Source organism: Pantoea sp. SM3640 (assembly GCF_015654165.1).
GTDB classification, from domain to species: Bacteria; Pseudomonadota; Gammaproteobacteria; order Enterobacterales; family Enterobacteriaceae; genus Pantoea; species Pantoea vagans.
In genome coordinates, this window is sequence record NZ_CP064872.1 from 2,226,695 (window position 1) to 2,239,857 (window position 13,163).

A 13,163-nucleotide genomic window follows, 5' to 3' on the forward strand; every position below is an offset into this window, starting at 1 on the left:
CGTGCTCAGTTTATTATTCTGACTGACTGCGGATGGCCCAGAACTCCATGTTCAGGCCCGGAAACTCACCGGCAAGATGCAGCGCAAAAGCGCCCGAGCGCTCCATCTCTTTCCATAGCTCGCTGTTCTTATCCAGTTCGAAATAGCTGTATCCGGCATGCCACGGGATCTGCGGCGGCGCGCCGGGCATCGCCCGAAGTGCCAGACCCGGCAGCTGCAGCTGCACCAGATCGCGGATTTTGCTGACCGGCGCGACTTTCATCTGTGCTGGGAAATGGGTTTTCAGGGTGTCGGCCGGCACGCTGGCTTTCACCGCCAGCACAAAGCCGAACTCATGCACCATGCTGCTCTCCGGCACGGTAGCGACGTTAAGGCCGTGCGAACGCTGCGTCAGTGGCAGCTGAATGGCGCTCTCCTCCATCACCTGCGACAGACCCTGACGCAGCAGCAGCGACAGACGGCTGAAGCAGTTATGCAGGTCATCATGATCGTAGAGCGGCAGTCCTTCCGGCGCGCGCGCGGGCGTCCAGGTACTCAGCTCTGCGGCCAGTTGCAGCCAGTGGCTGTAGAGGGTTTCAGGATGCAGCAGCGGCAGATGTTGCAGATGGTTGTGCAGGCCAAGCTGACGATTGAGCAGCGCCAGCAGCATAAAATCGACCATATCGGCGCTGTTGAAGCGGCCGGTGCCGGGTGCACGCTGACTCAGTTGCTGGCTGCGCTGCTGGATCAGCCCGTGCAGGTCGTTAAACATGTTTTGCAGCGGACGGCTGCTGTTCAGAGTCAGCATCGGCGGGATGTAATCGCTGTCGAGCCGGATATGGTTGTCGCTGCGTTTTTCAATCACCTGCGCAACGCCCATCGCGGTCCACTCGGCGGTCAGATCCTGCTCCAGCATCAGCCGCAGGCGCAGCTTGCCGAACTGTACCGTCGCGCTGCCTACGGCCTGGGCGTTGTCATCTTCCACTTCCGCTTCCCAGGCCAGATAGCGCGCCAGAGAATCCTGCGACTCCTGGAAAGCGACGGCTTCGCGGCCATTGCGACGGGTCGGTATCGCCAGCACCACTTTGCTGCGGTCAACAGAAGCTGGCAGATCAAGCGGTGCCGGGCCATGTTGCGGCTGGCTGAAGGCGAAAAACGTGCCGTCTGGCAGACAGCCGCTGGCCGCACTCAGCGCCAGTTTCCCCTGACGCAGCAGCGCTTCATCAAACTCCAGATCGTAAAAGCCCCAGGTGTAAACGCGCTGTGACTGACCCCATTCACGCAGGGTGCTGAGAAGATAATTTTCTGACTGCTGGAAATGGTGAGGACGCAGAAACATCCCCTCGGTCCAGACGACCTTTTCGGCTCTGTTCATCGACATCACTGTTTTTCCACGTGAAGGCCATTAATTCCCGCCACGATGCGCGCATTCAGCTCGCTATCGTCACGTTTCCAGAATGCCCAGAATGAGGGTGACTCCCCTTCGGGAACCGGCAGCGACAGTCGCCACACCTTGCCATCCAGCGCCTGATATTCCGCCATGATGCCGATGAAGCGCGCCTCAGGCAGGCTCTTAATCCGCAGCGTTTTGCTGCGCTGCTCTGGCGTCAGGAAGAATTGCTGGGTGTTAAGCTGCGCACTGCCCAGCACCGTTGCGGACTGGTTTTGCAGGGAGAAGAAGTCTGCTGACATGAACTCCGCATCGGAACTCAGTAACACCACACGAACCTTCAGCGGCGCACCGCCGTTAAGCTGATTCTGCCCCTGAACGTCCAGGTTGTAGTAAGCCACCGGCGGCGTACTGCTGCTGCTGCAGGCCGTCAGCAGCCACATCAGCAGCACGATCAGCCCACCGCGCAGTTGTGTTGTTCTCATCATCCAGCCCTCCCTGCTCAGTGCGATTAGTTAATGATCCAGGTTCCGTTAGTGCTGTTCTGACAGGCAGTGCTGTCACCGTTAACCGCGACGCAGGTTTTCTTCTTGCTACTACTGCGCACGCGGCGTTTCGGCTGATCGGCTTTGACGGTCTGATCGTAGAGTGCGCTTTTCACCACGGCGCGGAATGGCACATAGCCTGTCAGCTGGACGGCTGACTGCGGCGCGGCAGACTGAGGTGCATCTTTGACACTGGCGGTAGCGTTGTCTGGTTGAGGCTCTGCTGCCTGAGCCGGTTCACCCAGCGCCAGCCAGTTGTTCTCGACCTGACCAATCACGGTGTAGGTTTCGCCGGTTTTCAGCGTCTCCACTACCTTGCCGCCGTAGCCTGGCTGGCTCATTACCGAACCGGGATAGAGCGCGCGATAGGTTTCATTGACCGGACTGAACTGCGCTGGCGGTTTTACGGCATAACGGTGACTGATCGCCACACCGTCCACCGTGCTGGTGACCAGGGTGTCATCGGTCATTTTTGGCGGGGTTTTACAACCGGCGACTGAAAAAACAAACATCAGGCCTAACGCAACGCGGAGCTTCACCATTTTTTTCATGTTGTGTTCCATTCATACCTTGGAGAGTGGCCAGAGGCCGGGTGTCAGTAATGAAAATCGGAGATGTCATCTGCACAGGAAGCCACTTAGTGCCAGATTAAAAAATAATCCTTAAACAAAAAGCGCCTAAGCGTCTTGCTGCGAAACGTTAACCGATCAGCAAAAGTTAAGTATAAAAAAGCAACATCGGGGACGTAAACGGGAAATGGGAGGAATCTGTCCTGGCAAACAACGATCAGAAACATGATCAATTTTTTCCCGGCAAATTTAAGAAGGTGGGGTAAACCCAAGCTTTCCTTATGCCATCCCTGGTCGAAAAACCGGCGGATTGAATTAAGCCGATAACCGTGAGTCAATTATCCGGCAGTAAGAAATGACACATTACGCCCGAATAATCTTCATTATATTTGTTTATTTTCAGTTACTTATAACTTTACTGAAATTTCATAGCTACCGCACGAGTCAGGTAGATCCTGCCCGTGGTTCAGAGATTACAATCCATGTGTAAATATTAGCTGCGAGTTTACAGAAGATTGACAAAATTTCAACGCCCCACTTTCAGAAGAATTTACTCAAGTAAACCTTAACAAATAAAGTTAATACAAATATGTGTTACTTTTAAGCACACGGTTAGGACTAATCTTAACAACTTGCGAAAATATGAAGTTTTTTTGCACATAAATAAGTTTCCTCTGAGATTGCTATTAAAAGCACTCACGTTTTTAATGGTTCTGATTTAAGCCAAATTTCAAAGTTTTTATGTCGTACAGGCAGTCTGCAACTATGCTGAGTCGCAAGGGGATATTTATATATTTAAATAAATATCAATATCTTATACGGATTTACAGTGAGGGGGATGTAAACCAGGCAGGGTGGGGATTGGAAGGGGTTAAGCGAAACGTTAATCAGGCCAGATGCGCTTTCAGACCAGACTGATTAATTGTTCTTTACCGGTTCGCTTTTATAAACTGGCTACCAGATATTTCCTAACGGGTTTCGGCCTTCTAACCAAAAAAACCACGCCGTAGCGTGGTTTAGTGTGAGAGCGTGCCGCATTAAGCCGGCACGACTGAGACCATCAGAAGAAGCCCAGCGGCTCAATACTGTAGCTGACCAGCAGGTTTTTCGTCTGCTGATAGTGATCGAGCATCATTTTGTGAGTTTCACGCCCGATGCCCGACTTCTTGTAGCCGCCGAAGGCAGCGTGCGCCGGATAGAGGTGATAACAGTTTGTCCAGACGCGCCCCGCTTTGATCGCCCTGCCCACCCGATAGGCACGGTTGATATCGCGGGTCCAGACGCCGGCACCCAGGCCATAAATCGAGTCGTTGGCGATGCTGATCGCTTCCGCCTCATCTTTAAAGGTGGTAATGCCGATCACCGGGCCAAAGATCTCCTCCTGGAACACCCGCATGCTGTTGTTACCTTTCAGCAGGGTTGGCTGGATGTAGTAACCGCTGTTGAGTGAGTCATCCAGCTTCTCTACGCCACCGCCTACCAGCACTTCTGCGCCCTCCTGCCGTGCTACCTCAAGATAAGAGAGGATTTTGTCGAACTGCTGCTGCGACGCCTGCGCGCCTACCATGGTATCGGTGTCCAGCGGGTCACCGCGTTTGATGGTTTTTACCCGCTTCATCACCGCCGCCATAAACGGCTCGTAGATCGACTCCTGCACCAGCGCACGCGATGGACAGGTGCAGACTTCACCCTGATTCAGGAAGCCCAGCACCACGCCTTCGGCCGCTTTCTCAATAAAGCTCTCCTCCGCCTGCATGATGTCTTCAAAGAAGATGTTCGGTGACTTGCCACCCAGTTCGACCGTCGAGGGGATCAGACTTTTGGCGGCCAGCTCCAGAATGTGCCCGCCGGTGGCGGTAGAGCCGGTGAAGGCGACCTTGGCGATACCGGAATGGGACGCCAGCGCCTCACCTGCCTCTTTACCAAAGCCGTGCACCACATTCAGCACGCCCGGCGGCAGCAAATCTTTAATCAGATCGACAAAGATGGTGATCGACAGCGGCGTCTGTTCAGCCGGTTTCAGCACCACGCAGTTCCCTGCGCCCAGCGCCGGAGCCAGTTTCCAGGCCGCCATCAACAGCGGGAAGTTCCATGGGATAATCTGCGCCACCACGCCCAGCGGCTCGTGGAAATGGTAGGCAGCGGTGAACTCATCAATCTCTGCCGCGCTGCCCTCCTGCGCCCGGACACAACCGGCAAAGTAGCGGAAGTGATCGACGGCCAGCGGCATATCGGCCGCCAGCGTTTCGCGCACCGGTTTACCGTTATCCCAGGTTTCATAGACCGCCATGGTCTCCAGATGCTGTTCCAGCCGATCGGCAATTTTCAGTAGCAGCAGCGCGCGTTGTTGCGGTGAGGTCTTGCCCCAGGCGTCCGCAGCCGCTGCCGCGGCGGCCACCGCGTTATCCACATCGGCCGCGTCTGAGCGCGGGAACTCACCGGCCGCAGAGCCGTTTACCGGCGAGGTGTTAGTAAAGTAGTTACCCTTCACCGGCGCGACGAATTCACCATTAATGAAGTTGCCATACTTCTTCTGTAGCGTAATCAGAGAACCCTGTTCTCCGGGGGCAGCGTAACGCATGATCATTCTCCTGACAGGTGACTGACGTAACAATGATGAAACTTATTATTAACATGAAGGATCATTGTGAGCCTGTCAGGTCTGTTAACCGGAAACTGTGACCGCCCCGAAGGAATAGGCGTTTACGCTGCGCTTAGAGAAAATTCCGACTTTTCCCCGAAAGGGTAGTCAGAGAGAAACTTGTGCGGCACAAAGGGGGTCAACCTGAGGATGAATTCATTCCGGAGATAAGCATGCTGGCTTCAGCTTTTACCCAGATGCGCGCTAAAGCCAATTTCGTGCATCAGTTTATACGCAATCCGCGCAAGATGGGCAGCATTACCCCCTCGTCAGAGGCGTTGTGCCGGACGATGATTACGTCGGTGAAATGGCCTGTAGCGGCGTGCATAGCGGAACTTGGCGCGGGTGATGGCGTACTGACCCGACAGATACTGGCACAGATGGCACCCGACGCAACACTGGATGCCTTTGAAATCTGCACTACGCTGGCAGACAAGCTAACCGCACTGGAGGACCCGCGCATGACCGTGCGCACCTGTTCTGCGGAGTATCTGAACGGCAACTATGACGTGATCTTCTCCGGCCTGCCGCTGCTCTCATTACCGCCCGAACTGCGTGAAGCCATTCTGCGAGCGGTCTATAACGCCCTTGGGCCGGACGGCGTTTTTGTGCAGTTCCAGTACACCTCGCTGACCCAGCCCGATCTGTCACGTTACTTCACCTGGGAGCGCCAGCGGGTGCTGAAAAACGTGCCACCCGCGTGGGTCTATCGCTGCACGCGTCACTACGCGCCCTGAGCACGCTCCACTGCCGGGCGCGTCTGTTGCCAGAACGTCACCAGCAACTCGCGCGCCCAGTCTTTGCCCTCAATCTCGTTGGCCCCATCCTCTTTGCAGCCCGGCGGCGTACAGACACTCATAATGTGCCGTGAAAATTCGGGATGGAACTGTACCGAGAGTGCCTGCGGTGAATAACGCACAATCTGACAGCCATCGCGCGCAGAAGCGGCCAGTACCTGCGCCCCGGACGGCGTACTGACGACCGACTGACGATGCGACAACCAGACGCTGAAGTCGGCGGGCAGCTTCTGCAGCAGCGGATCGCGCTGGGTCTGATCGGAGCAGCGAATGGGTAACAGACCGCGTTCCCAGCCGTTGGGATTGTCTGCCACCTCACCGCCCAGCGCATACGCCATCAGCTGATGGCCGTAACAGACACCGAGCAGCGGCAGACCCTGATCAATCGCCGCTCTGACCCAGGCGGCGCTGCGCTCACTCCAGTCGGCGTGATCGGTGACCATCGCCCATGAACCGCTGAGGATCGCGCCGGAAATCTGATCAAAATCGGGTAACGCTTCGCCCAGATGAGGCCGCACAATCAGGTACTCATCGGGTTGCAGATTCAGTGCATCAATAAACCAGCGCGGCTGTTCACCAATCTCTGAAACGACGTTTGCGGGTGGGACTTCAAGCTGAATCAACGCAAGGGGTAAGGCGGACGTATAGGTCATACCGAATCGGTTCCTTTAAGAAGTCGTTTCAAATCAGTCTGCCAGCATCACGCCCGAAAGTCTCATCGGGCTGCACCGCAATTGCAGAAAATTTGTCGCTGCGATTGGCTGGAATGCCGCAGTTCGTGCCATCATTAGCGGGCTAAGCAAAAATCATCGAAAGGATATTATCGTGGCTGTGCGGCATTTTTTTCTGATTCTGATGGTGGTTTCTATCTGGGCCTTCAACAACGTGGCGGTGAAATGGGGGCTGCTGGAGCTGCCGCCGCTGTTTCTGACGTTTATGCGCTTTGTGGTCGTCGCCATCATGCTGGTGCCGTTCTGCCGTATTAACCGTCAGCAGTTGCCCTGGCTGCTGTTGCTGGCTTTTACCTTCGGTTTTATGCACTTCTCGCTGCTGTTTGTCGGCCTGCGTTACACCGATGCCGGTACCGGCGCGATTGTGGTACAGCTGGGCACACCGATTGCGATGTTGCTGGCGATGGTGGTGCTGAAAGAGAAGCTGAAGCTGGTGCAGCTGCTGGGCATTATGATTTCGCTGAGCGGCGTGGTGGTGCTCTCTGGCAGTCCGACGATTCCCTCGTGGTGGGTGCTCTGTCTGCTGTTGTGCAGCGCTACCGGCTGGGCCGTCAGTAACCTGATAGTGAAAAAGTCACCGCCGATTAAACCGCTGACCATGACCGGCTGGATTGCGTTTCTGGCGATTCCCATCGTCGGCGGCTCCAGTCTGGTGATGGAATCCCATCAGCTCTATGCGCTGCAGCATGCGGGCTGGCGCGGCTGGTTTGCCATTCTTTATAGCGCCATCGCCTCGTCAATTGTGGCCTATACGCTGTGGTATATGCTGCTGAAGAAATATAACGTCAATCTGATCATGCCCTACTCGCTGCTGACGCCAGTTTTATCGGTGGTGATGGGGATTATCGTGCTGGGTGACAGCCTCAACAGCTTCAAGATTATCGGCGCCTCGCTGGTGATCCTGGGCACGGCTATCGCGGTGCTCAACCTGCGTAACCTGCGGATGCATGCGCGCTTCCCGCGCCTGCGGCGGCGTTAATCCTGCGTGCTATGCTTGAGAAATCTCCCCTCTCAGGAAGCACAATATGGACTCACAGCTTGCCGCCGCGCTCTGGCAGCAGATGCAGCAGGGATTGCGGGGTCGCGACGACGCCTTGCCTCTTCCTGCCTTCCTTGATCGCGCCACCTTCGCTTCTGCTTTTGCCGTCAGTGAACTGGCGGCCACCAGCATCGGTCTGGCAACCCAGGCCACCGCCGCACTGGTCGCCGCCTCCCACCCTGAATATCCCTCTCCGCCCGTCGCCGTCAATGTGCGCCTGGCGTCGCGCTGGTTCCAGCAGAGCTTTATCCCGCTGAACCGTGCTGCGCCCGCGATGTGGGATGCGTTTGCCGGTGACTATCGCAGTCGCGATGGCTGGATCCGCCTGCACACCAACGCCGCGCATCACCGGCTGGCGATGGAACAGGTGCTGGGCGCGCACGCCGATCGCGCGGCGCTGGCACAGCAGGTGCAACAGTGGCAGGCAAGCGAACTGGAGCAGGCGATTATTGATGCCGGTGGCTGCGCCGCTGAAATGCGCAGCGCCGCCGCCTGGCAGCTGCATCCCCAGGGCCAGGCCGTGCAGCATGAGCCGCTGTTTAGCTGGAAAACAACACTCGCGGCACCCGCTCCGGCGTGGCCGCTGGCCGAAGCGCGCCCGTTACTGGGTATCAGGGTACTGGATCTGACACGGATTATTGCCGGGCCGGTCGCCACGCGGTTTCTGGCCAGCCTGGGGGCCAGTGTGTTGCGCATCGATCCGCCAGGCTGGCAGGAGCCGACGCTGGATGAGGAGATGAGCTGCGGCAAACGTCGTGCGGTGCTCGACCTGACACAACCCGCCGATCGCGATCAGTTTATCCGCCTGATACGTGAGGCGGACGTGCTGGTGCATGGCTACCGGGCGGATGCGCTGGAACGGCTGGGGTTTGATGCGGAGACGCTTCAGTCACTCTCGCCCGGTCTGGTTGATGCCGGTCTGAATGCCTGGGGCTGGCAGGGTCCGTGGCGCAACCGCCGGGGTTTCGACAGTCTGGTGCAGATGGGATGCGGCATTGCTGAACGGGGCATGCAGTGGCAGCAGAGCGACAAACCGGTTCCGCTGCCGGTACAGGCGCTGGACCATGCAACCGGCTATCTGCTGGCGGCGGCGGTACTGGAAGGATTGCGGCGGCGCGTGACGCAAGGAGATGGCAGCCAGGTGCGGCTGTCGCTGGCACGCACCGCGTGGCTGTTGCAGCAGCATCCCACCGGGCAGTGCGCGGGTTCTGGCATTACGCCACAGGTCAAAGATAACCTGCCCTGTTACGAGTTAACGCCATGGGGGCTTGGGGTCAGGCTCAGGGCAGCCGCCTGGCTACCCGGCACCCCGCAGCTCTGCGCAACACCGGGCTGTACGCAGGGCACGCACCCGGCAACATGGTAAATCAGGCGTCTGGCGCTTCTTCACTGCTCTCAAGCAGTTCGTTGTACATCGCCTGAATTGCTTCGCGGCTCAGCATCGCCAGCGTGCGATAAAACGCCGTGGTTGCATGCGCTTCCACTTTACCCAGGAACGCACCGCACCACGGCAGCAGGTACTCTTCAAACAGCGCCAGCTGCGCCGCGCTCTCATCTTCCGCTGACTGATCTTCCAGCCAGGATGCGGCCAGCAGCAGCACGCCAAAATGATCAGCAGGCGCATCGCTCAGCGGCATGCCGCGTGAGGTTAAGAACGCACGTACTTCCGGCTCCGTTTTGCCTTCCGGCCACTGTGAGGCGTAAGGCGGCACATTACAGTCGCTGCCGACAAACAGCGCGTTGTAATCGGCGGCCAGCGCCTGCGGATCGCTGTTCTGTTGCAGACGCGTCAGCAGTTCATCCTGCTCCAGCGGCCACTGCGACTGCAGTTTGCCTTCACGCAGCAGCGTGAACAGTGGCACCAGCAGCGGGTCCTGCGGCTGACGATTAAACAGTGAGCCGATCACACGGCACAGAATGGAAAACTCATTCATGAGTCAGATTTCCTTGAGGCAAAATAAATTAAAAGTCAGCCAGTTCAGCAATATATTTGCCGCTACGCATTTCCAGAAAGTCGAGCAGGCGACGCGGCGTAACATTTAACACCCGATCCTCGGGAAAATCCACCTCACGGGCAATCCGCAGGCAGTAATCGAAATGGCCCAGCGTAAACGCGGTGTGGGAATCGGAGCCGAATGCCAGCCGTCCACCCGCATCACGCACGGCGGCGGCGATAGCGCGACAGTTAGGTTCGCTGCCCGGACGCGAATGGGTAAAGGAGGAGTTGTTCAGCTCCAGCGCCACGTCGTAGTGTGCTGCGGCCTCGGCAATCGCCGGGATATCAACCGGGAATTTCGGGTTGCCGAAATTAAATAGTACACATAAAATTTTTTCATGTTAAATGCCTTTTCAATCAATGTACTGAAGTACTTAGTGGCTAATAAGCAACCACAATCTATGAAAAGGTTAGTCAAACATGGCTATGAACATACGGAGCATCTGCAATATTAAGCTCATGAGCATGATGACGAAACCGTACCGCATGTAGAGGTATGTATCATGATTGGTCAGGAAGTGAGCCTTCAGGCCGCCTGGCGTATGCATGGTGGCTCGTATCAGTACGATGTAGCAGAAAAGTTAGGTAATACGCGGAGTGCTATCTCTCAATTAGAACGTGCAGAAAGTAATCCACAGAAGAAGACTCGTAAACGTCTTGCGAAGCTCTATGATTGCCTTCCAGAACAGTTAGTACTCTAAAAGAAAAAGGCCACTTCTGCGGTGGCCTTTTAACTAAAATATCTTTTCAAAATTCTTACCAATATAAAGATCGTTATTTTGATAGTTATCAAGAGCGGCTTTCAACATATTAAAATTCATTTGATACCTTGTGATATCGGCTTTCATTTCCAGTAGCCAATCGTCATCTAAAGAATCATAGCGTACTTCATAAGCATCAACTATTTGATTTTCTTTAAAGGAATCAAAACTTGACGAACCGAAAAACAAAACTATAAACCGTCTCATATGCTCTAATATGTAATGAGAGTATTCAAGGTGATTCCTGATAAGGAATTGCATTTCATCATATCGCTGTTGCTTTTCTTCTTTCACTCTCCAGCCATATGTTTCTAATCCGTGTAATTCTTTATCGAGATTTCTTTTTAAATTAAAAAAAGTCATAAAAGCAGCATGAAAATCAGTGTAATTAATTGCAGAAAAAACAACATGCAATTTTTTAACTTTTTTATCTTTTTTTAAAGGGGGCAATACATCCCTAAAGGCATTTACATAAGTTACCGATGGAATATTTTCATTTATTTTAGGGATCGTTATGTTTTTGATGTTATATGCGACTTGATACCCGTCCTTAGTGGTGAGTTCACTAAGCCAGTTCTTGGCAATTAACACACCCCATAGTGCAGCAATTGCCGTAGTTATGTCAGAAACTGCCGATATCCAATCTGTAGATGAACCTTTATTATCATTAAACTTAATGGCACAATACAAAAAAACAGTGAATATAATAAGAGCATAAAAACCATATCTTATCTTTTTATCTTGAAATGAGATTTTTTTCAAATTTTCAATAGCATCTGAAATATCAGACATTATTAACCGGAACATAGTGACTCCATATAGACCATAAATATATCGCTTAATGTTACATTATTTCCAAAAGACATGGCAGAACAAAGCTCTATACCATTTTTATACAGCTGACAGCTTTTCAACCCGCCCTGCTGTTCTTCATACAATCTAAGGGCAGTACATTATGATAAAATTCCAACCTCCTACCAAAGAAACGCCAAATGATAAGCAAAATTTTTGGTGTTTTTAGTTTTTCGCAAATCCCTATAGGAAAAAGTAGATTTTTCTTGTTGTAACCAACCATTAAGAAATGTTATAAATACCTTGCCCTAAGTGTAGGCTTAGGGGTGATGTACAGTTTGTCAACTCCCGGCCAGCGACCTTCGCTGCACACCGACCAGAGGCTGACCAACAGGTGGACGATGCTCATTATGGTCTCCGTCAAGCTGATTACATTATACAGTGTTTCTAACATTTGCGGTGAAATGCATCTCTGGTTCACTTGTGAATCAGTATGTATGAGAAGGTTGGATAAAGACCACTTTGTTAAGCCGGGGCAATGTTTTTCTGAACGACCGCAGTTCGAAGTTGCCCCGGTTTCACAATTCTGAGAACTCATAAAATGGAATCTCGTGAACATCCTTGGTTCAGGAAACGCGGCTATTTGCATTTCGACAAACCTATTCCTTTAGAACATGCTTTAGATATTGTTACTAACCCTAATACGGTTGCAACTCATTCATTTCTTCCTTTTATTACCTTTACGTCTACAACTATTAAAGTGCATAAAGATAAGATTACGAAAGTAATTGCAAAAACGCCTAAAGAAAGGCCTATTGCGTATTCATCGCATATCGATAGTCATATCTATTCTTATTATGCAGAAATACTTGATTATCTCTATGAAGAACAGTTACGCATTCACAACATTACAAAAAATGTTTTAGCGTTTAGAGCTTTAAGCAAAAGCAATATTGAATTTGCTAATGAAGCTTTTCAAGAAATAAAATTAAGAGGCGATTGCAGTGCAGTGGCTTTAGATCTATCGAAGTTTTTTGATACCCTTGATCATTCTTTTCTAAAAGATGCTTGGTGCCGATTGCTGGCTACTGATAAACTTCCTAAAGATCATTATGCTGTATTCAAAGCTATCACTAAGTACTCTAAAGTTGATAAAGATAAAGTTTATGAACTAATGTCTATCCCCAAAAATAATGCTAAACATGCAAAAAAAACTAAGAAGCAGATTTGTTCTTTTGCAGATTTTAGGGAGAAGGTAAGGAAATCAAATTTAATTATACCAAATAAAGCTAATTTTGGGATACCGCAAGGTTCACCAATCAGTGCCCTACTATCGAATATCTACATGCTAAATTTTGACATTGAAATGAATGAATATGTTTCATCATTAGGTGGAGAATATTTCCGCTATTGCGATGACATGTTGTTTATTGTGCCTGCACACGAAAAAAACAATGTAGCTGGCGAAGCTGAAAAGCGATTAATTAAACTTAAAGTTTCTTTAAACGTTAAAAAAACTGAAATCAGAGAATTCAAGGTAACTCCAACTAAAATAAAATGTGATAAGCCTTTACAATACTTAGGATTCATTTTTGATGGGCACAATATATATCTTCGCTCCTCTTCATTATCACGCTATTCTGACAAAATGAAACGTGGGGTTAAGCTTGCAAAATCGACAATGAAGCGGAAGAACAAAATAAGAAAACAAAAAGGCTTACCTAGCAAAGAACTTTTTAAAGAAAAAGTCTATGCACGTTATGCCCATGTTGGAAAGCGAAACTTTTTAACATATGGGTATCGAGCGTCTCGCATTATGAACTCTAATTCAATAAGAAAGCAGTTGAAACCCTTGTGGGAAAGATTACAGAAAGAGATTCAAAAATAATATATTAAAGAGATGTTCTCCATCTTCGGTTTGTT

12 protein-coding genes and 1 pseudogene are annotated in these 13,163 nt (G+C 51.9%); 5 read left to right on the top strand and 8 right to left on the bottom strand.

What is annotated here, in order from left to right:
- Positions 1–13: 13 nt before the first annotated feature.
- From tssK to IV493_RS10335, 4 genes are all read right to left on the bottom strand, one after another.
- Complete coding sequence (gene tssK / locus IV493_RS10320; protein ID WP_195858173.1) at positions 14–1,354, bottom strand: type VI secretion system baseplate subunit TssK; 1,341 nt, start codon at positions 1,352–1,354, stop codon at positions 14–16.
- A gap of 5 nt (positions 1,355–1,359) precedes the next feature.
- Complete coding sequence (gene tssJ / locus IV493_RS10325; protein ID WP_013357568.1) at positions 1,360–1,857, bottom strand: type VI secretion system lipoprotein TssJ; 498 nt, start codon at positions 1,855–1,857, stop codon at positions 1,360–1,362.
- A gap of 23 nt (positions 1,858–1,880) precedes the next feature.
- A complete protein-coding gene (locus IV493_RS10330) occupies positions 1,881–2,477 on the bottom strand; it encodes an SH3 domain-containing protein (RefSeq protein ID WP_195857096.1) in 597 nt (198 codons plus the stop codon).
- 1,066 nt (positions 2,478–3,543) lie between these two features.
- Entirely contained in the window at positions 3,544–5,064 is a 1,521-nt protein-coding gene (locus tag IV493_RS10335) for an aldehyde dehydrogenase family protein (protein WP_013357566.1), read from the bottom strand.
- A gap of 233 nt (positions 5,065–5,297) precedes the next feature.
- Here IV493_RS10335 and IV493_RS10340 point away from each other — a divergent pair, with 233 nt between their 5' ends.
- Positions 5,298–5,861: a class I SAM-dependent methyltransferase gene (locus tag IV493_RS10340; protein WP_195857097.1), complete on the top strand. Its 564-nt coding sequence runs from the start codon at positions 5,298–5,300 to the stop codon at positions 5,859–5,861.
- Here the strand turns inward: IV493_RS10340 and IV493_RS10345 are convergent.
- On the bottom strand, positions 5,849–6,574 hold the full coding sequence (locus IV493_RS10345; RefSeq protein ID WP_195857098.1) for a glutamine amidotransferase: 726 nt from the start codon (positions 6,572–6,574) through the stop codon (positions 5,849–5,851). The two genes, IV493_RS10340 and IV493_RS10345, sit on opposite strands and share 13 nt — an antisense overlap.
- 172 nt (positions 6,575–6,746) lie before the next feature.
- Between IV493_RS10345 and IV493_RS10350 the strand changes: the two genes are divergently transcribed.
- Positions 6,747–7,631 carry a DMT family transporter gene (locus IV493_RS10350; RefSeq protein WP_195857099.1) on the top strand — a complete coding sequence of 295 codons (885 nt, stop codon included), beginning with the start codon at positions 6,747–6,749 and terminating at the stop codon, positions 7,629–7,631.
- 46 nt (positions 7,632–7,677) lie between these two features.
- Complete coding sequence (locus IV493_RS10355; RefSeq protein WP_195857100.1) at positions 7,678–9,057, top strand: CoA transferase; 1,380 nt, start codon at positions 7,678–7,680, stop codon at positions 9,055–9,057.
- Between the two features lies 1 nt (position 9,058).
- Here IV493_RS10355 and IV493_RS10360 read toward each other — a convergent pair whose 3' ends face one another.
- On the bottom strand, positions 9,059–9,625 hold the full coding sequence (locus tag IV493_RS10360; protein WP_013357561.1) for a molecular chaperone: 567 nt from the start codon (positions 9,623–9,625) through the stop codon (positions 9,059–9,061).
- Positions 9,626–9,653: 28 nt separating this feature from the next.
- Positions 9,654–9,995 (bottom strand): annotated as a pseudogene (locus tag IV493_RS10365) (phosphatase); the annotation flags it as partial.
- 195 nt (positions 9,996–10,190) lie between these two features.
- On the opposite strand from IV493_RS10365, the gene IV493_RS10370 reads away from it, so the two are divergent.
- The gene (locus IV493_RS10370) at positions 10,191–10,388 is read left to right on the top strand and encodes a helix-turn-helix transcriptional regulator (protein WP_195857101.1); all 198 of its coding nucleotides are present in this window, start codon (positions 10,191–10,193) and stop codon (positions 10,386–10,388) included.
- A gap of 33 nt (positions 10,389–10,421) precedes the next feature.
- Here IV493_RS10370 and IV493_RS10375 read toward each other — a convergent pair whose 3' ends face one another.
- Positions 10,422–11,240, bottom strand: a complete 819-nt coding sequence (locus IV493_RS10375) for a hypothetical protein (protein ID WP_195857102.1) — start codon at positions 11,238–11,240, stop codon at positions 10,422–10,424.
- A 601-nt stretch (positions 11,241–11,841) separates the two neighbouring features.
- Here IV493_RS10375 and drt2 point away from each other — a divergent pair.
- On the top strand, positions 11,842–13,128 hold the full coding sequence (gene drt2, locus IV493_RS10380) for an antiviral reverse transcriptase Drt2 (RefSeq protein ID WP_195857103.1): 1,287 nt from the start codon (positions 11,842–11,844) through the stop codon (positions 13,126–13,128).
- Positions 13,129–13,163 lie beyond the last annotated feature (35 nt).

Excerpts from the sequence above, each read along its gene's own strand:
- tssK (WP_195858173.1), bottom strand. The coding sequence starts at position 1,354 with ATGAACAGAGCCGAAAAGGTCGTCTGGACCGAGGGGATGTTTCTGCGT.
- tssJ (WP_013357568.1), bottom strand. The coding sequence starts at position 1,857 with ATGATGAGAACAACACAACTGCGCGGTGGGCTGATCGTGCTGCTGATG.
- IV493_RS10330 (WP_195857096.1), bottom strand. The coding sequence starts at position 2,477 with ATGGAACACAACATGAAAAAAATGGTGAAGCTCCGCGTTGCGTTAGGC.
- IV493_RS10335 (WP_013357566.1), bottom strand. The coding sequence starts at position 5,064 with ATGCGTTACGCTGCCCCCGGAGAACAGGGTTCTCTGATTACGCTACAG.
- IV493_RS10340 (WP_195857097.1), top strand. The coding sequence starts at position 5,298 with ATGCTGGCTTCAGCTTTTACCCAGATGCGCGCTAAAGCCAATTTCGTG.
- IV493_RS10345 (WP_195857098.1), bottom strand. The coding sequence starts at position 6,574 with ATGACCTATACGTCCGCCTTACCCCTTGCGTTGATTCAGCTTGAAGTC.
- IV493_RS10355 (WP_195857100.1), top strand. The coding sequence starts at position 7,678 with ATGGACTCACAGCTTGCCGCCGCGCTCTGGCAGCAGATGCAGCAGGGA.
- IV493_RS10360 (WP_013357561.1), bottom strand. The coding sequence starts at position 9,625 with ATGAATGAGTTTTCCATTCTGTGCCGTGTGATCGGCTCACTGTTTAAT.
- IV493_RS10370 (WP_195857101.1), top strand. The coding sequence starts at position 10,191 with ATGATTGGTCAGGAAGTGAGCCTTCAGGCCGCCTGGCGTATGCATGGT.
- IV493_RS10375 (WP_195857102.1), bottom strand. The coding sequence starts at position 11,240 with ATGTCTGATATTTCAGATGCTATTGAAAATTTGAAAAAAATCTCATTT.
- drt2 (WP_195857103.1), top strand. The coding sequence starts at position 11,842 with ATGGAATCTCGTGAACATCCTTGGTTCAGGAAACGCGGCTATTTGCAT.